The following is a 20521-nucleotide window of genomic DNA, read 5'->3' on the forward strand; positions in this document are numbered from 1 at the left end:
GAATAAAGAGGGTGTGCCAACAATTTGGTGCACCCTCTTTTTATTATGAAGTTGCTATTGTTGTCAGTTTTGTCGGTAAGTCGATATATTTCAATAATTGCCGATATAATTTTACTCCCCCCATCTTCCCCCTCTCTTAATCCACGCTACATATTTTTGAAAGGCCGGCAATTCATGTTGAAAGCGAAGCGGGACATATAGAAAGAGAGTACATGTACATAGTATCCATAGAACACCTACTACAAAGTGAAATTTCATCGTTGTGCTAATAAACAAACTGAGGAGTAAGACGAGGAACATAATCAAACTAAGCCTTTTATATATAGTCATAACAATCTCCTCCTTATAACTTAATTGTACCAACTACAAGGGATTAATTTCCATAATAAAAAAGACCGAAAAGCAAATTACACTTTTCGGTCTCTATAACTATCTTCTCTTCGTAATCTTTCCTGAACCACCAACCCTCGTTTTCGGGGGAGATGTATTCCTTGGCGGCGTTTTAATAGATGATTTCGGCTTCACATCTGATCCGCTCGAGCCACCTGGTGTTTTTGTAATTTTCCCTTTGCTTCCAGTAGAAGGTGGAGGGGTACTACTTCCTTTTTTCGTAATACTTCCTGTATCTCCTACAGAAGATTTCGAATCTACATTATCCCCTCGCTTAATGATAGATCCTTTCCCTTCCTTCGTAATTGGAGGCGGGGTTTTCTTTTCTTCTTTCGTAGGTGGTCTTTCTGGAACAACTGGTTTATGATTTTGTCTGTCATTATATCCTCGGTAATCACCGGATGACGATTTTTTTGAACCGAATATATCGTTTAATATACTTCCCATAATATATCCTTGCAGGAAGGATGGTTGGTAATTTTGACGAACAAATTCTTCATTACTTACTTCAATTAACGTATCAGATGGTTTCTCTTTATCCTTTTGCAAACTATACATTTTATCAGAATAAACGAGGAACATTTGATTTTCATCTTCTTTAGATGCTTGCTTCGGTTTCCTTTCAGCTATAAGTTCCTTCGCGACTTCAGGAACTGACCGATTGGCGGCCCTATACACGTAAGATTCTTGTTTACCTTCTTTTGCGACAGATTCAAGTGGATAACGGTCTTGAATCGACTTTGTCTGTCCGCCTTGACAACCTGATAAGGCATATCCAGCAACAACAAGTAATAGAACGATAGCAAGTATAGGGATTACGAACGATTTAATCATGGTAAACAATCGGTTTGACATGATTACGCCCCCTTACGTTGCTCTTATAATTTGTACATCAGCAGGAATAATTGCTTCTCCCTCATACATCATTGTGCGACCATTTTGCCATTCAATACGTAATAATTTTCGGTTATCTGATTGGAATTCCCATACGTACTGTTCCTCTGAAGCAGAGAATGGTGTTTTCCCCATCACAACAACACGTCCGTTATATTGCTCTTCCATGTGGTACTCCGTATCATCCATTTCAATTGTTGTCGGAATTTCATCAATCGAATCTAAACGACCATCAATTGGTGTATATAATTTGTAATACGTATTTTCACGGTCTTCAATTTTTAAATAACGAATATCTTTCCCGTCTTGCAGTGTTAAAACAATTTCTTTACGAGAATGCATACTCGTTTTCCCAGTTAATTCGTACATGACTAATGAAACTTCAATCATATCGCCAGGAGCTAACGTTAACAAACTTTTCTCTGTTTTCGGCGGCTCTGGGCTCTTTATTATATTTTTAATTCGTTTAAATAAACTCATGATTTACCCCTCCTTCTCTCTTTATAAACAAGCACCTAAAATAAGTGCACCAACGATATGTAATGATCCGGCCAACATCGCATGCGCAACACTGCCTTCTTTCGTGCCTTCTTCTAAATCTAAACCAGACATTTTCTTTAACACAAATTCGATAAACATTTCTACCACTAATAAAATAACGAAAGAAACTGCTGATGCAAGTAGCGCTTGCCATAAGTCATTTGCTTTCGTTATCGATTGAGATAAAATGTACCCTTGCGCGAATAATTTCATAACGAAACGCGTTGTTACAGCTGTATTCCCATTCTTTATTTCTTTTAAATCATTGTATTTAGTAAAAATTGAATCAACCCACATAATTGCAAATAAAAGTACTGCACTCGCTCCAGTCCATACAAGCATGGCTAACACATTTGTCCATGTCATTGCAAAACCTCCTCTAAAAAGTAATAGAAAACCGACATGAATTCTCTTCAGACATGTCGGTTTCTTTGTCTATTCTATATTATTTCTCATACTGCTTCATAATACGAGCTAATTCATCGTCAACAGCAGAATTTTTGTTTAAGCTTGCGAATTCATCATCTAATGACTTTTCTTTTTTATAAACTTCGCCACTTGCTTCTGCTTCAGCCTCCAATTGAAGAGCTTTCTCTTCCATACGGCTTAAACCAGCTTTTGCTGAGTTTGAATCAAAACCAGACATCGCCTGATTAATATTCTTTTGTGCTTTCGCCGCATTTACACGTGCTACAAGTGTTTCACGTTTATTTTTCAGCTCTGTTAATTGCTTACGCATTTCTTCTAACTTCAGGCGAAGATTATCAGCAGCAGCTTTGTTTTGCTCATAGCTTGCTTTATATTCATTCATCTTTTGCTCTGCATTTTGTTTTTCTTCAAGAGCACGACGCGCAAGATCAAGATTGCTTGCTTGAACAGCCATATGAGCTTGCTCTTCACGTTTTTTCACAAGTGCTTCTTGCTCTTCAAATAATATTTTAAATTTCTTCTCAAGTGCAATTTGAGCTGCTACACTTTTCTCAGCTTCTTGTACATCCGCTTGCATATCGCGTAAATATTGATCCGTCATCTTAACTGGATCTTCCGCTTTTTCAATTATTGAATACACATTCGACATTGTTAAATCTCTTAATCGTTTAAATACAGACATCCAAATTCCTCCTATGATATACCTCATATTTTAAATTCACTACTTGGAAAAATAAAAATCTCCCTTAACAGTAAAGAATAGTCATTTTTACAGCTATGTGTTTATTATAACAAAACAAAGATGTACTTACATGTTATTTCCAAAATACATCCAATATAATATGACATTCTAGATACAATATTGCATTTCTAATATATTCTCATTATTTCTCTTTAAAATTAACTTACTTTTGTGCACTTTCACTAAATTACATAAGTGTAATGTTACTGTAAGCTAACTCGATAGTTACGTTGCAATATTTCTTATACACTAATACCAGAAGCAACGAACAAGCTTCTCATCATTTCAGAACTAATACAAAAATGTATTTACTATAAAACAGATAAAAGGAGAAATCATCATGAAAAAATTAGTAGGAATCGGGTTAGCAGCAGCAATTTCACTTGGAGCATTATCAGGTTGTTCTTTATTAGGAGAAAAAGCGAACGGCTTTGTACTGTACGGATCAGAAGAGCAAGTTCAGCAAATTACAGATAAAAACAAAAAAGAAGTGAAAGAAAAAGACTTCTATAAAATGAAAATGACAACATTAGACGGTAAAAAAGTTCTTGTCATGGATAAGAAAACTGGTGAAGAACTAGTGAAGAAAGAATTACTTAGCAAAGTTAATGAAAAAGACGACACGAAACCACTTGATAAATTACCAACTGTAACGACAGAGCAAGGTGTATTATTTGCTAAAGAAAAAGTAGAAAATGCTACACTTGATGGAGCAAAATTAAAATACGAAGGCAATACAATTATCGGAAGTGGCCGTGCATATGCCGACATGTTCGCGATTGTTGACGATGCAACTTACGGAAATGTAAAAGGCGATGAAAAATCTGTTGGGGTATTAAAATTCGATAAAGACCCTAGTAAAGAATTCCCTGGCTACAACGGCGTAGAAGCTTCTCAACTTGTAAAAATTAAAAAGTAAAACAAAAAAAGCTTTGCGAAATTCGCAAAGCTTTTTTGCTATTTATGAGCAACTTGCTCCATATCCGGACTACAAGTTTGCGACTGACATGATTTATTTAAAGAACATGCTGCGCATTTTCCTTTTTTACTTCTCTTTACAAAATTTACTAACGTGTATGCTGCATAACCAAAAATGATAGCTCCAATTATAATATTGACCATCACCCTAATACATCTCCTTCTAGAATCCGAGTAAGGATCCAACTTGGTATATAATGAGCGTTAATACATAAGCAACAACGAGTGGATAAATGACAGAGAAAATCGTCCACTTCGCTGATCCTGTTTCACGTTTAATAACGGCTATTGTCGCTAAACACGGAACATATAATAAAATAAAGAACATAAATGCATATGCTGATAGCGCCGTATAATGTGCTCCCATTACATTTCCTAGCACATCTTCTTTCACCGCATAAATAATTGCCATTGTAGAAACGACAACTTCTTTCGCTAAAAATCCTGTTAAAAGGGATGCCGCAGCTTGCCAAGTTCCAAATCCAAGCGGTGCAAATAGTGGTGCGATAAATCCACCAATCATCGCTAAGTAACTGTCTCCCATATCAACACCCAATCCTGATGGACCTGCATAGTTTAATAACCAAATGACAACCGAACCACCGAAGATAAATGTACCTGCTTTACGAACAAATCCTTTCCCTTTCTCCCACGTACTTAACCATAACGTTTTCACTTGTGGTACGCGGTAAGGTGGTAGCTCAATAACGAAAATAGATTTTTCCGCTTTTAAAATAGTAAGAGACATAATTTTTGTAACGAGTAACGCTAGAACAATACCTGCAACATATAAAGAAAACACCACAGTTGCCTGACTTTGTGGGAAGAATACTCCCGCAAATAATGCATATACAGGTAAACGTGCCGAACAAGACATAAATGGTGTTACAAGAACTGTAAGTAAACGTTCTTTTTCTTGTTCAATCGTTCTCGCTGCCATAATACCTGGAACGTTACATCCAAAACCGATAATCATCGGAATGAACGCTTTTCCGTTTAAACCGAAGAACTCCATAATTCTATCCATAACAACTGCAATTCGCGCCATATATCCTGAGTCTTCTAATAATGAAATGAAAAAGAATAGTGCAAAGATTTGTGGAACGAATACTAATACCGCACCAACACCAGCAATAATACCTTCTGTAACGAGCGCTTGAATAAAGTCAGAAGCACCAATACTTGTGAGTCCAGCCGTTACCCAATCCGTAAGCTGTCCGCCAAAAAATCCATCTAACATATCAGATAAAGGTGTACCAATCCACGTAAACGTAACCTGAAAAATAAAAAACATAACTGCTAAAAAGATTGGAAGTCCTAAAATTTTATGTGTAATTAATCTATCAATTTTTTCCGAAAAAGGAATTTTTCCTTCTTTCTCATGCTGCATAACATTTGTTTTTAACTTTTCAATATACGCTTCACGAGTTTTGTAAATGTGCTCCTCTAACGTACAATCAAGTTTTCCTTCTAAGCGAGATCGAACGGCTATGAGTTCCTTATAAATTGGTAATGCTTTCATTTCTTTTTCTACTACTTCGTTATTGCTTAAAAATTGAAGTGCTAACCATCTCGGATGCTCGTAATTCACTGTCTCTAAAAGAGCAATTACTTCTCCAATTCCTTCATCCATTTGTACACCATATGAAATAAGGAATGGCTTTTTCTCTTTTTTGTCATTTTCTTTAAGAGTCGTAAGCAGTTCTTCACAGCCTTTTCCACTTCTTGCAACAACAGGAACGACTGTTACACCTAATAGTTCTGATAATCGTTTTACATCAATGACAATTCCTCTTTGCTTCGCCACATCAACCATGTTTAAACCAATTGAGATTGGCTTACCAAATTCAAGTAACTGCAACGTTAAATGCATATTTCTCTCGAATTGCGAAGAATCCACTATATTTAACATATGATGAAATTCGTCTGTTAGTAGAAAATTCGTAACGACACCTTCGTCACGTGAAACTGGATTCAAATCATACACTCCTGGTAAATCAATTAATGTTCCTTGCTTATCTTTTAATTTACCAACCTTTTTTTCTACTGTTACACCACTCCAGTTTCCTACATATTCATAAGAACCAGTAAGTGCATTAAATAATGATGTCTTCCCTGTATTCGGATTCCCTAGCAAAGCTACCTTATTCACGCTAATTCCACCTTTATCATTTTCGCGTCACAATGACGAATACTAATTAACTGTCCACGACACTCCAATGTACAAGGACCTTTGAACATCGCTTTTTGCTTCATACGAAGTTCGCTTCCTTCAGAAAGACCGAAAGCAGCCAGTCTTCTCTTTAGTAAATGATCTAAAGACTGAATATTTTTCACTAACACTTTCTCACCGATTTTAATATCTACTAAGCTCATAACCTTCCCCCTCCGAAGAGAATGATAATTATTTTCAGAAGAATTATAGCACACTCTATTTCTTGAGCACTATACCCTTTGACTTCATATTTATTAACATTTCTCTACAATTTTATTTCAATCATTGTCATAATTGATTGGTTTGCCATTCTCATCCATTTCGCTTACAATAAACAGTAGCAAATAAAGAATCTCGTTATCACAGGGGGAGCCATGCCGCTGAGAGGGAACACTTCGTTCCGACCCTTCGAACCTGTTAGTTAATGCTAACGCAGGGATTGTGCAAACGTCCGAAATACATACCTCTTTTTTATTTACGTATTTCGTATCCTCCTATGATATCTATTCTTTTTTGTACAACTTGGATTTAGGGGGAGACAACATGCGTAACACCAATTTACAAGCGATGATCGAATCTGCTATTCTTGCAGCCTTCGCCATGGTCATCGACATTTTACCATTATCAATTAAACTTCCAACAGGCGGATCCATCTCATTTGCTATGATTCCTATTTTTATTATTGCATACCGCTGGGGCTTTAAATCAGCTTTCTTAGGTGGTTTAGTTTGGGGACTATTACAAATTGTCGTGGGAGATGCTTACATTTTAACACCTGTTCAAGCATTTATTGAGTACTTCATTGCCTTTGCTTTTATCGGATTTGCTGGTTTATTCTATCGTCCAATTCAAAAGGCACTTTTAACAACCAATAAAAATAGCGAAGAACAATCCAATTTAGGTAGCCGTAAAGACAAACCTTCTTCAAAACAAAACGAAGGTAAGAAAGTCCTTGCTTATATTATCCTTGCTACATTTATCGGTAGCTTTGCTCGCTATTTCTGCCACTTTATTGCCGGCATTATTTTCTGGGGACAATATGCACCGAAAGGTCAATCAGCCGTGTTATATTCATTAATCGTAAACGGCAGTACAATGCTCGGTTCTTTTATTTTATGTACCGTTTTGCTTATATTTTTATTCCTTACTTCACCACGCTTATTCAAAAGCATCAATGCTTATCAACTAAATTCGAAAAAAAAGAGCGCTTAATGAGCGCTCTTTTTTTCATATCGTAATATCAATTAAAAATACAATAAATGCACAAAAGAAAATAAATACCATTATACTTAGCCACTTGCTATGCACGGTTCATCGACTCCTTACATAACCTCATTTTCTAACCAGATTATATCGCTTAAAAATAAAGATTAGGTAAAGATAATATGAAAATAAATTAAAAAAGCGTAGATTACATTGTCTACGCTTTTTTCGGTAAATAGAAGTAAAATAATACACCATCTTCTGTATTTTCTGCCCCATATTCAGCATCGTGCAGTTCTAAAATATTTTTAGAAATAGCTAGACCAAGACCCGTTCCGCCTTGTGAACGCTGGCGAGCTGCATCCACGCGATAAAAACGGTCCCAAATTTTATCCAATTGCTCTTCTTCAATGTGAGTACCTTTATTTTCAATACACACTTTTATACGATCCTGCTCATCTATTGTGGAAATCATAATATCTTCTTTATTTGGTGTATAACGTATGGCATTCGTAATGAAGTTTACGATGACTTGTTCAATCCGACTTTGATTTGCCATCACTTCAACTGAACATATATTTTTATGCACACGAAGTTCTTTTTTCTCTATCTCCACAGAAAGGTATTCACATATATCTTCAATTACTGAATCAATATAAAATAAATCCTTTTTCATTTTATATGTACCTGACTCAAATTTAGCTAACTCAAGCATATCCAAAATTAAAGTATCCATTTTATCTACTTCTCGTTCCATCGCCTGAAAATAGTACTCTTTTTTATGCTCAGCTACTCCATCTTTTAAAATAGAAATGCAGCTTTTCATAATACTCAGTGGTGTTTTTAATTCATGCGAAACACCAGAAATAAATTCTTTCCGCGTATTTTCTAACTTTCTTTCCTTTTCAATATCTTGTTCTAGCTGTCCAATATGCGAATGGAGCTTATTAGATAATACATTAATATTTTTCGATAAATCACCAATTTCATCTTTTGAAGTAATCGGTATTTGTTCTGTGAAATCTAAGTGTGCTATTTTCTTCGTCGTATCATTTATTTTTAATAACGGCTTTGCAATTTGTTTAGAGTAATAGAACGAAGCTAGAAAAATGAGAACGACTACAAATGCAATGATGTAAATGTAGTAATCTTGCACCATTTGTACAGCTTCATCTACAGGCTGTAAAGAAGCCATCGCATAAATATATGTCACCGATCCATCTTTTTCTTTTATTGGTTTGATTAACAATTTATATTTTATATCATTTTTTTCATAGTCCATTGTTTTTGTTGAATACTCTATTTGATTACTTTCTTTTAGTAATACATCCGTTTGAAACTCTTTTATGCTATCTAAAAATAGACTATTTTTATAAATTGGATTTACAAAACCTTTTACATCTGGAAACTGTACTTTTGTAACAAACCCACCTATGTAAGCATCTGGTTCTCGGGCAGCTTGCTCCTGAACAGCCGGCTTCTTTTCCTTACCTACTTGTTCCTCAGCTGCTTTCTTTTTCTCCTCATCTAATTTACTCATTTTCTCCTTAAATGCTTTTTCTAACGGTTTATTAGATCCACTTAAATTCTGCTTCGATAACGAGAAAGAGAATGGAATAAAACTATCTTCTTTTTTCACTCCAGAAAAATAAATTCCTTGGCCTAGAAACTGATCTGATGATTTATTATCAATCTCTTCTGTATTGACGAGATTGTATAAAGGAATTTTGAATATTTGTTGTCCAAAGCTCTTTTGTTGCCTACGATCTATCGTTACCTCAAAATAAAAATCATCTGCATGTTTTAAATTCCCATTCTGATCTAATGTCGTAATCCACGTATTATTTTCTCTTAAAAAGTCTTGCTCCAACTTCTGAATTCCTTCTGTACTTCCTGCATAATTTAAATAGCCCTTTTCAAAGGAATCTAAATTCACTTTAATATCTTCTACTTTTCGGTTCGCATAATATTGTTTAAAAAATATCGTTTGTCCAATAAATATCGTCGCTAAAATTAACATACATAATGCTGTTGTGAGAGTAAATAGTTTTAGTACAATCCCTTTTCTCATACATTCCCCTCAAATTTATAACCGGTTCGCACTACAGTTGTAATGTACTTTGCTTTCTCTCCTAATTTATTTCGCAAGTTACGAATATGACTATTCACTGTGCGATCATCCCCAGCAAACTCATATCCCCAAATTCTTGAAATTAATTGCTCTCTTGTTAGGACAATTCCTTGATTTTTCATGAAATACACTAATATTTCAAACTCTGTATGTGTTAATGTAATATTTGCTCCATCAACAGTAACAGTACGTGACGGAAAATGGACATGAATGCCATGAATTGATAACGTATCACCTTCATTCTCTAAAGGTTTCTTTGTTACTTTTCTACTTTCTAACAGCCTTTTCGCTCTTGCTAATAAAATTGGTGGGCTATACGGCTTCGTCACATAGTCATCCGCCCCAAGTTCAAATCCAAGTAACGTATCATCTTCATCTACACGTGCCGTCAGCATAATAATAGGAACCTCAGATGTTTTACGAATTCTTCGGCAAACAGACCATCCATCAAGTTCTGGCAACATAATATCTAAAATAACTAAATCAACCTCTTCTTCCTCAAATACAACTAAAGCCTCTTTCCCGTCCCTTGCTTCAAACACTACATATTGCTCGCTCAAAAAATAATCTTTTAAAATTTCACGCAAAATATCTTCATCTTCCACAATTAAAATGTTTTTTGACATAACTTATGTATCCCCCTCTCGCTTTCAGAAACTACAACTTCATTTTGAATAACTAGCAGTTAACTTCGCCTCGATAATATATCTATCTGGCGCATCCCCTATATAATTAAATGGATAGCAAGTCGTCAGTGTTAATATCTGCTCTTCTTTTTTTATAATAACAGTGCGATCATCCGCATGGGTAACCCACGTCTTTTGAATTTCATATGTGTACGTTTTATTATCATACTCTAAAACAAGAGTGTCTTTTTCTTTTAACTCTCCTAAATCTGTAAAGACAGTATCCCGGTGCCCACTTAGTACAGTATGGCCTCCTCCAGATGGCGTTGTCGTTACATCACTAACGAACATGCCAACCCCTTTTTTCAGCGTTGCATCATCCGCTCCCCAATATACCGAAAACTTCTTCTTTATTTTCGGTATATGTAACATCGCTACCTTTTCTCCTTCTTTATGCTCTGTTTGAGAAGAAGGCACTTGAGAAGTTACGGGTGTTTCATATGAAAGTTGATTATGTTGTATATTGTTAAGACTCTTTATTTCTTCTTTCGTTAATTGCCCGGCAGAGCTTTTTCCTTTATACCATTCCACAGCATAATATGATCCCATACATAGTCCTATAGCCATCAATATAATTCCGATATAATTGAGTACCTTCATATTTCATCCCTCCATGCCAAAAATGGTAGGAATAACCTACCATTTTTAATATATGAAATTATCCCATTCTTTATAGAACAATATTTTAATTACGCCTTAACTTTATTGCGGCGATTCAAACCAAATAGTGTACCGATTGCTACAAGACATGCACTTAGGCCCATCATCACTACATTATTTGATGCAGTGTTTGGTAATTTTTCACCTTGTACAACTGGCTTTGCTACTTCTTTTTTTACCGCACCATTTTTTTGTTGTACTTGTGCCGCTTCTTTTTTTGCCATATCATTTTTCAACTGTTCTTGTGCTGCTATCTTTTTCTCTTCTTCACTCTTTTGCGTGGCTTTTATCGCTTCCTCTTTTTTAGCCATATCACTTTTTTCTTGTACTTGTGCCGCTTGCTTTTTCTCTATATCATTTTTTTGCTGTTCCTTAATTGCTTCTTCTTTTTTAACTTTATCTTGCTGCAATTGCGCTGCTTCTTCCTTTGTTAATGTTCCAGTAGATGCACTCGCTACTGAAGAATATCCTACTGTTAAAAGTGCCATTGCACAAATTGGTAATAGTTTCTTTTTCATTTTATTTCTCTCCTTTTATACGTTTTACATCACTTCGCATCGGATGTATCACTAGAATAAACAAGAGATATAAATATAAGATGCAGATGAAATATATTTCATTTAAAGATTTCATTGTAGAAAAATAAAAAAACATCGCAATATATACGATGTTTTTTCGGGTGTGTGTTTCAATATTTACATGTTACTTTCGAGTGATTTAGAAGTAGAATGGGCCGGAGCGATAACTAATTGTCTCGGCTCAGTTTTCTTTAAGTGATTTTTGACGTTACACTTACGACGTTGAACAACCCATGCTTTAATAGGGTTTGTCAAAATAATCTTTTGCTCTTCGTTAGGGGCCTCTTCTTCAAACCTACAACTTTCGCTCCATTTATTCCATTTCATTGTAAATTTAGAAGAAGAATGATCGTCTTCTCGATCAAACAAGTGCAAAAAATCCATTTCGCCAGCTAGCATTACGGTGTTGCTAGTTGCTAAAAAAGAAAAGGTCGTCCAACGTTTCTCCATGCCCTCCTACTCCTTTTTCACATATAGAGTGCCTAAAACTTAATTTACCTAAAATATGTTTGCCTTTTACCTTACACCTATAGTCTATCCAAAACACTACTATGCAACTATCGATTTGCCTTACAACTACCTTACATTTTTGTAAGAAACAAAAAACCTTCACTCTCTATACGTGAAGGTTTCTCAGTTCTCATCTATATGATCTTTCATATGATCGACTCCAGCTTCTTGCAACTGTGACATCATACCGTGGGAAATTGCGCCTAATACTAAAGTCATTCCAATTAGTGAAATCCGAATCGCTGGTACATCAATTATGTAAGCTAAACTGCCAAGAACAATTGTTAAAAACAATGCTTTTATAAATGTTGCACTTGTATACTCTTTCTTTCTCATCATAATCACCCTTTTGGAAGCGTTTTCTTTATATAATCAGTATATCATATCATCCGACTATTTTGTGGGGATTTCTGTAAAAAACTTATATCTTCTTTGACTTTTCCCTTTCTTTCCTTTACAGTCGAAATGTTCACAAGTTTTACACTGTAGGAGGACTCCAATGAATCTTGAAATAAAAGATACTTTAATTTCTGAAGAACAATTACAAGAAAAAGTAAAAGAACTAGCACTTCAAATCGAACGTGACTTTGAAGGAGAAGAAATCGTAGTAATCGCTGTATTAAAAGGATCTTTCGTATTCGCTGCCGATTTAATTCGTCACATTAAAAACGATGTAACAATCGACTTTATTTCTGCATCTAGCTACGGAAATCAAACAGAAACAACTGGAAAAGTAAAACTATTAAAAGATATCGATGTAAACATTACTGGAAAAAACGTAATTGTCGTAGAAGATATTATCGATTCTGGTTTAACACTTCACTTCTTAAAAGATCACTTCTTTATGCATAAACCGAAAGCATTGAAATTCTGTACGTTACTTGATAAACCTGAGCGTCGTAAAGTGGACTTAAAAGCTGAATATGTTGGCTTCCAAATTCCAGACGAATTTATCGTTGGCTACGGTATCGACTGCGCAGAAAAATATCGTAACTTACCATTTATCGCTTCAGTTGTAACGGAATAATATAATAGAATAAACTTCCACCATCAATTACTGGTGGAAGTTTATTTTCTATCACGATTCGTAAAAGACAAAGGGAGAGAATAAAAATGACAAAGACAAAATTTGAAAAAGTACTCCTCATCGTAAATCCAAAAGCAGGGCAAGGCGATTTACATACGAACTTAACGAAAATTGTACCACCTCTTGCGGCAGCTTTTCCTGACTTACATATCCTTCATACGAAAAAGCAAGGTGATGCAACAAAATATTGCGAAGAGTTTGCTAGTAAAGTAGATTTAATTATCGTCTTTGGTGGTGATGGAACAGTATTTGAATGCACAAATGGCTTAGCACCTCTCGAAACTAGACCTACACTTGCAATTATTCCAGGTGGAACTTGCAATGACTTCTCTCGCACACTTGGTGTTCCGCAAAACATTGCAGAAGCAGCAAAACTTATTACACAAGGACACGTAAAACCAGTTGATGTCGCAAAAGCAAATGGACAACACTTCTTAAACTTCTGGGGCATTGGACTTGTCTCTGAAGTATCAAACAATATCGATGCAGAAGAAAAAGCAAAGCTTGGTAAAATTGGTTACTACTTAAGCACAATTCGAACTGTAAAGAATGCTGAAACATTTCCAGTAAAAATTACGTACGATGGACAAGTATATGAAGACGAAGCTGTCCTTGTTATGGTTGGAAACGGTGAATATCTTGGCGGTATCCCGTCCTTTATTCCAAACGTAAAGTGCGACGACGGAACACTTGATATTTTTGTTGTAAAATCAACAGGCATTCAAGCGTTTAAAGACTATATCGGAAAGAAACTATTTGAAGACTCAAATGAAAATGACATCTTCCACGTAAAAGCGAAATCCATTCATATTGAAACAGAAGAAGAAAAAGAAGTAGATACAGATGGAGAAAGCTCGCTTCATACACCTTGTCAGATTGAATTGTTACAAGGACACTTTACGATGATTTATAATCCTGCGGTTGTTTAATCAATACTTTATTATACTTTAATAATTACTAAATTTCGCATTTTTGCGAAAAATACAGTATAATTAATAAATAAAAGGTTGTTAACAAAAAACGTTAACAACCTTTTTATTTTTTCAAAAAAACTTTTCACTTTAGAGGAGCAATCACATGTATTGGAGAAAAAATGATAAGCCTGTAGAAGATCCCGAAGCGATAGCTGTATGGGAATGCACAGCAGAAGACTGCCGTGGATGGATGCGTAAAAATTTTTCATTAGAAGAAGAACCAAAATGTCCATTATGCAAAAATGATATGAATAGTAGCGAGCGTTTATTACAAAAGCTCTAAATCCTGCTTTTCTTCACTTTAATTATTAAAATAAAGGATTATCTTTCTCCTTATCTAAAAGATGTATTTCCTATATGTGAATCGAAAGAAAATAGGTAATAGAGTAGAACATTGAAATAGAAAAGAGTAAAGACCTATTTCTTTCTTACGCTTTCGTGTAAAAAATCCGAAACCATACAAAATGATTTCGGATTTACTTTCGTTAAAATATTAAATTACATTTCGAACAAAAAGGAGCAGAATTTCCTCTTCGAATTTTCGCATCACATTTTGGACAATATACATATCTCTCTTCTATCTTTTCTCGTTCTATCATATGTAAAGATACGATTCTCATACTACACATAATCCCAATTAATATAAGGCTAACGATGAGTAGCATACCTCTCACTCCCCCCTCTATACTTTACCATAAAATAACAAAACCGATTCCCTCAATGAGAATCGGTTTTATCTTTATAACCCTAACTTCGTCTTCGCACCATCAGGAATTTTATCTATCGTTACTTGCACTTTATCATGTAAAATCTTTCCCCTTGTAAGCACATGCCAGTATGAATCTTTTTGTAATTCACCTACTCCATCAATCGTTACTTCTTTCTTATCGCCATTCTCATCATAGGCTGTAACTGTATATTCAAACCCTTTATTTCCACCAAACTCTTTTCCATCTGTATCAATAATTGCGTAATGATTTTCTAAATCAATAAATGGATTCACTCTATCAATCGCAGCGCTCCCATTTAATAAATATGCCGCTCCTGCCACGATAACAAGTAATGATCCAAAAATAAATCTTTTCATCTATATTCCGCCTTTCATTATGTTTTCTTTAAGATGTTTCTAAGTATAGAGCGTATTTCTTAATAAAAACTCGTACGGTTTCTTAACATTTTCTTAAACTAGAAGTGAAATATTAATTAGTAAGCTCAAGAAATAAAAAAAGAATTCTCCACACCACAATTGACAAAATTACACCTTTAGTGTAATTTTACACTATGATAAAAAAGGAGCTGTATGATGAATAAACAAGAATTTATTGAACTCGTTAATTCCAAATTAAAACTCATACGTGTTGAAAATGATTTATCACAAGATAAAATGTCAGAAATTATTGGTTTATCGAAGAAAACATTAGTAGAAATTGAAAAAGGAAGACGCACGCTAACATGGTCAGGTGCAGTTTGTGTCGTAACACTCTTCGAACAGAGCGATACAGTCCAGATGACATTCGGAGATGATGTGAATGAAATTATAAAAACAATCGCTTTTACACATTACAATACGAACTTCCCAAAGACGTTAGGAGGAAAAATGTGGTGGCGACAAATAAAAGAATTAAACGGTTATCAAATTCAACAAAATATTTTATCTCAACATTATAGAATTTTAGATAAAGAAGACCGCAGAATATGCCATTCATTCGAATTGGATGCAATAGAACAAAGATTTATGGAAATGGCAAAAACATCTCTATAAAGTGAAACTTTAATCAGTGGAGGTTTTACTACCCACAAATAGTGGGATAAATTAAACTTCGGAGTATAAATTAAATGAAGAAACAGATACATATTACTATTTTAAATACGTTAATCATTAGCAACTTAGTATTAAATTTATTTATTTTCACATCAAGAATGAGCTTTTTACCTTGGTATATTGAAGATGGTTGGGGCTATTTAGGATTATTATTTACATCCTTTATTTTTTTGCTTTGCTTCTTTCAATCGTCAAAGCTTCATAAAGACGGAAAGTTAACGACTCTGCAAAAGTTCATTCCACTTGCTTCTGCCGCACTTTCAATCTTTGTTCTTATCACTCCATCAAGTGATTTTATGACTGTATTAGCCAACTTAATTAATACAATTATATTAACAATTTATATAACTGTATTTCAAACAACACCTAATGTAAGTAATGAGAAGCTATTACGTTAAAAGGGAGAGTTATTCTACAAAATAACTCTCCCTAAGCATATACCTTTATTCTATTTACTTACTCATCACCGTACTTCTTCTTTGCTTATACAAATAAGCACCACTCGCAACAACAAAAACAATCCCGCCAAAATACACACCATACTCTATCGCAACTGCTACAATACTTTCAATATGTTGTCCAAATAAAGAACCGAGCACAAAGTAAACGAGTGTCCAAACAAATCCTGTCGTATAGGAATACAAAGCATATGCCTTAAATGACATGTTATTCATTCCAACTAAATACGGTACGATATGCCGCACGACTGGTATGAAGTAACTTGTGACTAACGCATAATGACCATACTTCTCTACCATTTGTTGAGATTTCAAAAGATATTTCGCTTTTTTCTTTTTCATTAGCTTATCAAGTATTTTTGTACCAAATATTTTCCCTAATATATAACCTAGCGATAACCCAGATACAACGCCTAAATATGTTAATAAAAATGCTGGAATGAAACTTAATATCCCTAGTGAAGATACAAAACCACCACTCATTGCAATCATTTCGTCTGGAATTGGCATACCAATAATACCTAACCATAAACAGAAAAATAACGCCCAATAACCGTATTGTTCAATATAAGATAATAATTCATGTAATTCCATTATGCATATGCTCTCCTGAGTTCTTTTTTACAGCTAAAGACGTACGCTGGTGGGAAATTGAGCCACACTTTCTCTAGCGTAATTTCGGGAAAGAAATGCTGTATAAATCCTTTTTTCACAAGCGAATATTGAAATGTTATGAATTCCCCATTCTCATGTATTGCTTCCATTGCATTGTTTAAAATGCGTTTTGAAACTTCTTCTGGCAAAGAAGTAAAAGGCAATCCTGATAAGACGTAATCAACGCATTCTATATGGAACTCTTCCATATACCTCTTTATATTTTCGGCTGAACCATGTACAACAATGACGTTTTGCTCATCTTTAAACTTTCTCTTTAACTCTTTGCAAAACACTTCATTAATTTCAATAAGAAGAAATATTGTTTCCTTCTTCTTTCTCTTCATAATTTCTTTCGTAAAGACTCCTGTACCAGGCCCTAACTCTACGATGCATTTTGCTTTATTAAAATCAATTACATCTACCATTTTCTTTGCTAATATTTTTGAACTTGGCGCAATTGCACCAGTATGTTTCGGATGTTTTATAAATTCATGTAAGAATGTTATGAGTTGCATGTAAACCTCTCCCCATTCGTTCAATAGTTTTTAACTTGGTTCTAAGTATAACTATCGTTTCTTAACAAAAATTGAGGAGATTTCTTAAGATTTTATGAAGAAATCAAAAAACAGCTACCGCTTATAGCGATAGCTGCTCCTTTATTATTTCGCACTCACAATCTTATAATAAGAACGAACTGTTATAAAGTAATATCCGATATAAATGACACCGTATACTCCAATACTAATTAGAAGCGGAATCATAATTTCAAATGGTAGTATGTTCCCTAAACCTTTTAATGCAAACAAGCTGTGCAGGATTCCGATTACTAACGGAATCGCAAAGATAAAGCTTACTTGTTTTGCGATAGCTTTTTTCATTTCTTGTTTTGTGACCCCTACTTTGTGAAGTACAATATAGCGCTCACGATCAGCATTTGCTTCTGTTAATTGCTTAAAGTAAATGATAGAACCCGTTGCTAGTAAGAATACAAGTCCTAAGAACATTCCGATAAACATCATTAGTCCTGTTCCTTCAAGCCCCATATGGAAACCAGTGTAGAAATCTCTAAATGGTGGTACCATTTCTGATTCACCAGCTGGCATCACTTTTGTTAATTTTTCTGTTAACACTTTACTATCTTTTTCATCTTTTACATCAATATTTTTTACAACGCGTGTTCCAAATGCTTGCTTCGCTTGCTCATACATTTCATCTGAAACGACAACAACTAATTCACCTAAATTTGTAATCGCAACGTCATTTGCACCTTGGATTTTTAATTGCTTCGTTTCATTTCCAATTTGGAATACTGCTTTGTTTCCTTTATATTGTGGACTAAACTCATGCCCTTCAATATATGAACTATCATATATAAATGCTTCACCAGCAGCTACATTCACTGTTTCTGCGTCGATTTTTTTAGCAAGTTTATTAAATTCAGACTGAGACATAAACTGATATTTCTCTGAAATCGTGTAATTCATATTAAGAATGAAATCAACTTTGTCTCCTTCAAACTTCCCTTTTACAGGAACTGTCTCAATTTCAAATTGATCTTTAACAGGGTGATTCTGCTTCTCTTCCGCAAGAATCGTATTTACTTTCTTATCTAGTTCTGCATCTTTTTTCTCATAAGAATAGCTGTATGGTGTAAATGCTTTTGATTGCGTAAATGTGTTGTAATACATCGTAACTGACGTACCAACCGCCGTTAATGTCACTGCACTTAAAATAGAAATTGTCGCAAGTGACTTTGCATTTCCTTTAATACGATATAGTAACTGTGACGTCGTTACCATATTCATACCGTTATAAAACGATGATTTATTATTTCTTGCACGTTTTAATACGAATACTGTAAAGAACATAAATAGTAAGTACGTACCTAATACTGTCGCAAGTAAAATATAAAGTGCAACTGCCATAAAGTCTGCATATTTAACTGCCTTCATAAACATTAACGCTAAGAAATAACCTGAACCGATTAAGAACACTGAAATTAATGCCATAATGACAGATCCTTTTGGCATTGCTTCTCCTTCACGTTCTGCGCGGAAAAGTTCAATTAACTTGAAGCGATAAATTAAACGATATCCTTGAAGTGATGTATACAATATAATCACAAAGAAAATAATTGCCGTATCAACAATTGCAGCCATCGGTACTTCAAAATGAACATTTAAGTTTAATCCCATCATACTTACTAGTAACTCAAGGAATAATTTTGAAAGGACACTACCAATCGCAATCCCGATTACTAATGACATTAATCCCATTAACATATTTTCATAAAACAGCATTTTACCAATCTGTCTTTTACGAATACCTAATAAGGAATATAATCCAACTTCTTTTTTACGTTTCCTTGTAAAGAAACCGTTTGAATATATAATGAACACTGCTACGAATATAATTAGCATGACACTGGAAACTTGGAACGCTCCACTAATTTTTTTAGAAGCTTCCGCTGCTTTTTCCATTTGTGAATTATATTGCAGTGCTTTAAATGTAAAATAAATAACAATACTAAAAATCATAGATGCAAAATATACAAAGTAGTCTTTAAAGTTCCGCTGTATGTTGCGGAGGGCAATGCTAGATAAGGTCATCAGCCATACCTCCGGAAATAGAAGACATTACGTCAACGACTTGTTGGAAGAACTGTTTGCGCGTTAATTCACCGCGGTGCAATTCTTTATATAACTCACCATCTTTAATGAAAATAACTCGTTTACAGTAACTCGCCGCAAACGCATCATGCGTTACCATTAAAATTGTAGAGTTATCATATTCATTTAACGACTTCATACTTTCAAGTAAATCTGTTGCTGATTTAGAATCAAGCGCTCCAGTTGGCTCATCCCCGAAAATCATACTTGGATTTGTAACAATCGCACGCGATGCTGCGCAACGCTGTTTCTGTCCGCCAGATACTTGATATGGGAACTGACTTAAAATATGATCGATACCGAACTTTTTCGAGATTTCAAGAACACGACGATCAATTTCATTTGCCTTTACTTTTGATAACGCAAGAGGTAACGCAATATTCTCTTTTACCGTTAACGTATCTAATAAATTATAATCTTGGAAAATGAAACCTAAATGATCGCGGCGGAATAACGCTAACTTATCATCATTCATTTTCACGATATCTTTTCCATCAATTAAAATCTCACCGTTCGTCGCATTATCAATTGTAGAAAGAACGTTTAGTAAAGTCGTCTTACCCGAACCAGAAGGTCCCATAATTCCAACGAACTCACCTTCTTTTACTTGTAAGTTAATACCTTTTAACGCTGCGAATTTATTACCACCCGTGTCATACACTTTTTCAATATTTTTTGCTTCTAACACTGTTTTCATCTCGACATCCCTCATTTCTTCTATTCTCTATTTTCAACTATATACATTCTCTACTCTTGCCACTATCGATGTTTCTTACACAAACATGACAGTTATGTAAGACGCATAAGTAAAGATATAAAAATTTAACCTACTGAACAAAAGTACTTTGTTACTATAGCATTGGGATATCATACCATCCATTCATTCTCCTTACAGGAA

General features: G+C 34.6%; 27 protein-coding genes and 1 riboswitch. Of the genes, 7 read left to right on the plus strand and 20 right to left on the minus strand.

Annotated elements, in window-relative coordinates:
• Window positions 1–111: 111 nt before the first annotated feature.
• The 5 genes from JDS82_RS09065 to JDS82_RS09085 form a co-directional block, all read right to left on the minus strand.
• A complete protein-coding gene (locus JDS82_RS09065) occupies window positions 112–330 on the minus strand; it encodes a hypothetical protein (RefSeq protein WP_199713110.1) in 219 nt (72 codons plus the stop codon).
• A gap of 99 nt (window positions 331–429) precedes the next feature.
• Window positions 430–1245: a DUF4247 domain-containing protein gene (locus JDS82_RS09070; protein ID WP_199713111.1), complete on the minus strand. Its 816-nt coding sequence runs from the start codon at window positions 1243–1245 to the stop codon at window positions 430–432.
• 12 nt (window positions 1246–1257) lie between these two features.
• Window positions 1258–1764 (minus strand): DUF4178 domain-containing protein, encoded by a 507-nt coding sequence (locus tag JDS82_RS09075; RefSeq protein WP_199713112.1) that lies wholly within the window; start codon window positions 1762–1764, stop codon window positions 1258–1260.
• 21 nt (window positions 1765–1785) lie between these two features.
• Window positions 1786–2190 carry a DUF350 domain-containing protein gene (locus tag JDS82_RS09080; protein WP_000220323.1) on the minus strand — a complete coding sequence of 135 codons (405 nt, stop codon included), beginning with the start codon at window positions 2188–2190 and terminating at the stop codon, window positions 1786–1788.
• Window positions 2191–2269: 79 nt separating this feature from the next.
• Window positions 2270–2935, minus strand: a complete 666-nt coding sequence (locus JDS82_RS09085) for a PspA/IM30 family protein (RefSeq protein ID WP_000110279.1) — start codon at window positions 2933–2935, stop codon at window positions 2270–2272.
• Between the two features lie 400 nt (window positions 2936–3335).
• Between JDS82_RS09085 and JDS82_RS09090 the strand changes: the two genes are divergently transcribed.
• Window positions 3336–3914 (plus strand): lipoprotein BA_5634 family protein, encoded by a 579-nt coding sequence (locus JDS82_RS09090; protein ID WP_199713113.1) that lies wholly within the window; start codon window positions 3336–3338, stop codon window positions 3912–3914.
• Window positions 3915–3952: 38 nt separating this feature from the next.
• Here JDS82_RS09090 and JDS82_RS09095 read toward each other — a convergent pair whose 3' ends face one another.
• The 3 genes from JDS82_RS09095 to JDS82_RS09105 are packed head-to-tail and all read right to left on the minus strand — an operon-like array spanning window position 3953 to window position 6349.
• Window positions 3953–4120, minus strand: a complete 168-nt coding sequence (locus JDS82_RS09095; RefSeq protein ID WP_000989599.1) for a FeoB-associated Cys-rich membrane protein — start codon at window positions 4118–4120, stop codon at window positions 3953–3955.
• A 16-nt stretch (window positions 4121–4136) separates the two neighbouring features.
• A complete protein-coding gene (feoB, locus tag JDS82_RS09100) occupies window positions 4137–6125 on the minus strand; it encodes a ferrous iron transport protein B (protein WP_199713114.1) in 1989 nt (662 codons plus the stop codon).
• Window positions 6122–6349, minus strand: coding sequence for a FeoA family protein (locus tag JDS82_RS09105; protein WP_199713115.1), 228 nt, complete (start codon window positions 6347–6349; stop codon window positions 6122–6124). Before JDS82_RS09105 ends, feoB begins: the two co-directional genes overlap by 4 nt.
• 194 nt (window positions 6350–6543) lie before the next feature.
• A riboswitch (TPP riboswitch) is annotated at window positions 6544–6645 on the plus strand.
• Window positions 6646–6731: 86 nt separating this feature from the next.
• On the opposite strand from JDS82_RS09105, the gene thiT reads away from it, so the two are divergent.
• Window positions 6732–7400, plus strand: coding sequence for an energy-coupled thiamine transporter ThiT (thiT, locus tag JDS82_RS09110; RefSeq protein ID WP_199713116.1), 669 nt, complete (start codon window positions 6732–6734; stop codon window positions 7398–7400).
• Window positions 7401–7608: 208 nt separating this feature from the next.
• Here the strand turns inward: thiT and JDS82_RS09115 are convergent, their stop codons facing one another.
• From JDS82_RS09115 to JDS82_RS09140, 6 genes are all read right to left on the minus strand, one after another.
• Window positions 7609–9462, minus strand: a complete 1854-nt coding sequence (locus tag JDS82_RS09115; protein WP_199713117.1) for a sensor histidine kinase — start codon at window positions 9460–9462, stop codon at window positions 7609–7611.
• A complete protein-coding gene (locus JDS82_RS09120) occupies window positions 9459–10148 on the minus strand; it encodes a response regulator transcription factor (RefSeq protein ID WP_064470174.1) in 690 nt (229 codons plus the stop codon). The genes JDS82_RS09115 and JDS82_RS09120 overlap by 4 nt, the downstream gene beginning before the upstream one ends.
• Window positions 10149–10187: 39 nt before the next feature.
• On the minus strand, window positions 10188–10808 hold the full coding sequence (locus tag JDS82_RS09125) for a class D sortase (protein WP_000866448.1): 621 nt from the start codon (window positions 10806–10808) through the stop codon (window positions 10188–10190).
• An 89-nt stretch (window positions 10809–10897) separates the two neighbouring features.
• A complete protein-coding gene (locus JDS82_RS09130) occupies window positions 10898–11386 on the minus strand; it encodes an LPXTG cell wall anchor domain-containing protein (RefSeq protein ID WP_000728030.1) in 489 nt (162 codons plus the stop codon).
• Window positions 11387–11563: 177 nt separating this feature from the next.
• A complete protein-coding gene (locus tag JDS82_RS09135) occupies window positions 11564–11896 on the minus strand; it encodes a hypothetical protein (protein WP_071743626.1) in 333 nt (110 codons plus the stop codon).
• A 183-nt stretch (window positions 11897–12079) separates the two neighbouring features.
• The gene (locus JDS82_RS09140) at window positions 12080–12295 is read right to left on the minus strand and encodes a hypothetical protein (protein ID WP_002096247.1); all 216 of its coding nucleotides are present in this window, start codon (window positions 12293–12295) and stop codon (window positions 12080–12082) included.
• Window positions 12296–12455: 160 nt separating this feature from the next.
• Here JDS82_RS09140 and hpt point away from each other — a divergent pair, with 160 nt between their 5' ends.
• The 3 genes from hpt to JDS82_RS09155 all read left to right on the plus strand — a co-directional run bounded on the left by hpt (window position 12456) and on the right by JDS82_RS09155 (window position 14300).
• Window positions 12456–12983 (plus strand): hypoxanthine phosphoribosyltransferase, encoded by a 528-nt coding sequence (gene hpt, locus JDS82_RS09145; protein WP_001047287.1) that lies wholly within the window; start codon window positions 12456–12458, stop codon window positions 12981–12983.
• Between the two features lie 86 nt (window positions 12984–13069).
• Complete coding sequence (locus tag JDS82_RS09150) at window positions 13070–13972, plus strand: diacylglycerol/lipid kinase family protein (protein WP_199713118.1); 903 nt, start codon at window positions 13070–13072, stop codon at window positions 13970–13972.
• 148 nt (window positions 13973–14120) lie between these two features.
• Window positions 14121–14300 (plus strand): cold-inducible protein YdjO-related protein, encoded by a 180-nt coding sequence (locus JDS82_RS09155; RefSeq protein WP_076541021.1) that lies wholly within the window; start codon window positions 14121–14123, stop codon window positions 14298–14300.
• A gap of 202 nt (window positions 14301–14502) precedes the next feature.
• Here JDS82_RS09155 and JDS82_RS09160 read toward each other — a convergent pair whose 3' ends face one another.
• Together JDS82_RS09160 and JDS82_RS09165 are read right to left on the minus strand one after the other, a co-directional pair.
• On the minus strand, window positions 14503–14682 hold the full coding sequence (locus JDS82_RS09160; protein ID WP_076541023.1) for a hypothetical protein: 180 nt from the start codon (window positions 14680–14682) through the stop codon (window positions 14503–14505).
• Between the two features lie 74 nt (window positions 14683–14756).
• Window positions 14757–15104 (minus strand): YxeA family protein, encoded by a 348-nt coding sequence (locus JDS82_RS09165; protein ID WP_076541025.1) that lies wholly within the window; start codon window positions 15102–15104, stop codon window positions 14757–14759.
• 216 nt (window positions 15105–15320) lie between these two features.
• Here JDS82_RS09165 and JDS82_RS09170 point away from each other — a divergent pair, with 216 nt between their 5' ends.
• On the plus strand, window positions 15321–15779 hold the full coding sequence (locus tag JDS82_RS09170) for a helix-turn-helix transcriptional regulator (RefSeq protein WP_199713119.1): 459 nt from the start codon (window positions 15321–15323) through the stop codon (window positions 15777–15779).
• A gap of 74 nt (window positions 15780–15853) precedes the next feature.
• On the plus strand, window positions 15854–16237 hold the full coding sequence (locus JDS82_RS09175) for a hypothetical protein (RefSeq protein ID WP_076541029.1): 384 nt from the start codon (window positions 15854–15856) through the stop codon (window positions 16235–16237).
• 54 nt (window positions 16238–16291) lie between these two features.
• On the opposite strand, the gene JDS82_RS09180 is transcribed toward JDS82_RS09175, so the two are convergent.
• The 4 genes from JDS82_RS09180 to JDS82_RS09195 form a co-directional block, all read right to left on the minus strand.
• On the minus strand, window positions 16292–16891 hold the full coding sequence (locus tag JDS82_RS09180; RefSeq protein ID WP_199713120.1) for a DedA family protein: 600 nt from the start codon (window positions 16889–16891) through the stop codon (window positions 16292–16294).
• Window positions 16891–17469, minus strand: a complete 579-nt coding sequence (locus JDS82_RS09185) for a class I SAM-dependent methyltransferase (protein WP_064449164.1) — start codon at window positions 17467–17469, stop codon at window positions 16891–16893. Before JDS82_RS09185 ends, JDS82_RS09180 begins: the two co-directional genes overlap by 1 nt.
• 144 nt (window positions 17470–17613) lie before the next feature.
• On the minus strand, window positions 17614–19563 hold the full coding sequence (locus JDS82_RS09190; protein ID WP_016085794.1) for an ABC transporter permease: 1950 nt from the start codon (window positions 19561–19563) through the stop codon (window positions 17614–17616).
• A complete protein-coding gene (locus JDS82_RS09195; protein WP_000859653.1) occupies window positions 19550–20320 on the minus strand; it encodes an ABC transporter ATP-binding protein in 771 nt (256 codons plus the stop codon). Before JDS82_RS09195 ends, JDS82_RS09190 begins: the two co-directional genes overlap by 14 nt.
• Window positions 20321–20521: the final 201 nt, after the last annotated feature.

Source organism: Bacillus cereus group sp. N14 (genome assembly GCF_016483555.1).
Taxonomy (GTDB): Bacteria; Bacillota; Bacilli; order Bacillales; family Bacillaceae_G; genus Bacillus_A; species Bacillus_A wiedmannii.

Bases quoted from the DNA above. Each gene is read 5' to 3' on its own strand.
- JDS82_RS09065 (WP_199713110.1), bottom strand. From the start codon at position 330: ATGACTATATATAAAAGGCTTAGTTTGATTATGTTCCTCGTCTTACTC.
- JDS82_RS09070 (WP_199713111.1), bottom strand. From the start codon at position 1,245: ATGTCAAACCGATTGTTTACCATGATTAAATCGTTCGTAATCCCTATA.
- JDS82_RS09075 (WP_199713112.1), bottom strand. From the start codon at position 1,764: ATGAGTTTATTTAAACGAATTAAAAATATAATAAAGAGCCCAGAGCCG.
- JDS82_RS09080 (WP_000220323.1), bottom strand. From the start codon at position 2,190: ATGACATGGACAAATGTGTTAGCCATGCTTGTATGGACTGGAGCGAGT.
- JDS82_RS09085 (WP_000110279.1), bottom strand. From the start codon at position 2,935: ATGTCTGTATTTAAACGATTAAGAGATTTAACAATGTCGAATGTGTAT.
- JDS82_RS09090 (WP_199713113.1), top strand. From the start codon at position 3,336: ATGAAAAAATTAGTAGGAATCGGGTTAGCAGCAGCAATTTCACTTGGA.
- JDS82_RS09105 (WP_199713115.1), bottom strand. From the start codon at position 6,349: ATGAGCTTAGTAGATATTAAAATCGGTGAGAAAGTGTTAGTGAAAAAT.
- thiT (WP_199713116.1), top strand. From the start codon at position 6,732: ATGCGTAACACCAATTTACAAGCGATGATCGAATCTGCTATTCTTGCA.
- JDS82_RS09115 (WP_199713117.1), bottom strand. From the start codon at position 9,462: ATGAGAAAAGGGATTGTACTAAAACTATTTACTCTCACAACAGCATTA.
- JDS82_RS09120 (WP_064470174.1), bottom strand. From the start codon at position 10,148: ATGTCAAAAAACATTTTAATTGTGGAAGATGAAGATATTTTGCGTGAA.
- JDS82_RS09125 (WP_000866448.1), bottom strand. From the start codon at position 10,808: ATGAAGGTACTCAATTATATCGGAATTATATTGATGGCTATAGGACTA.
- JDS82_RS09130 (WP_000728030.1), bottom strand. From the start codon at position 11,386: ATGAAAAAGAAACTATTACCAATTTGTGCAATGGCACTTTTAACAGTA.
- JDS82_RS09135 (WP_071743626.1), bottom strand. From the start codon at position 11,896: ATGGAGAAACGTTGGACGACCTTTTCTTTTTTAGCAACTAGCAACACC.
- JDS82_RS09140 (WP_002096247.1), bottom strand. From the start codon at position 12,295: ATGATGAGAAAGAAAGAGTATACAAGTGCAACATTTATAAAAGCATTG.
- hpt (WP_001047287.1), top strand. From the start codon at position 12,456: ATGAATCTTGAAATAAAAGATACTTTAATTTCTGAAGAACAATTACAA.
- JDS82_RS09150 (WP_199713118.1), top strand. From the start codon at position 13,070: ATGACAAAGACAAAATTTGAAAAAGTACTCCTCATCGTAAATCCAAAA.
- JDS82_RS09155 (WP_076541021.1), top strand. From the start codon at position 14,121: ATGTATTGGAGAAAAAATGATAAGCCTGTAGAAGATCCCGAAGCGATA.
- JDS82_RS09160 (WP_076541023.1), bottom strand. From the start codon at position 14,682: ATGCTACTCATCGTTAGCCTTATATTAATTGGGATTATGTGTAGTATG.
- JDS82_RS09165 (WP_076541025.1), bottom strand. From the start codon at position 15,104: ATGAAAAGATTTATTTTTGGATCATTACTTGTTATCGTGGCAGGAGCG.
- JDS82_RS09170 (WP_199713119.1), top strand. From the start codon at position 15,321: ATGAATAAACAAGAATTTATTGAACTCGTTAATTCCAAATTAAAACTC.
- JDS82_RS09175 (WP_076541029.1), top strand. From the start codon at position 15,854: ATGAAGAAACAGATACATATTACTATTTTAAATACGTTAATCATTAGC.
- JDS82_RS09180 (WP_199713120.1), bottom strand. From the start codon at position 16,891: ATGGAATTACATGAATTATTATCTTATATTGAACAATACGGTTATTGG.
- JDS82_RS09185 (WP_064449164.1), bottom strand. From the start codon at position 17,469: ATGCAACTCATAACATTCTTACATGAATTTATAAAACATCCGAAACAT.
- JDS82_RS09190 (WP_016085794.1), bottom strand. From the start codon at position 19,563: ATGACCTTATCTAGCATTGCCCTCCGCAACATACAGCGGAACTTTAAA.
- JDS82_RS09195 (WP_000859653.1), bottom strand. From the start codon at position 20,320: ATGAAAACAGTGTTAGAAGCAAAAAATATTGAAAAAGTGTATGACACG.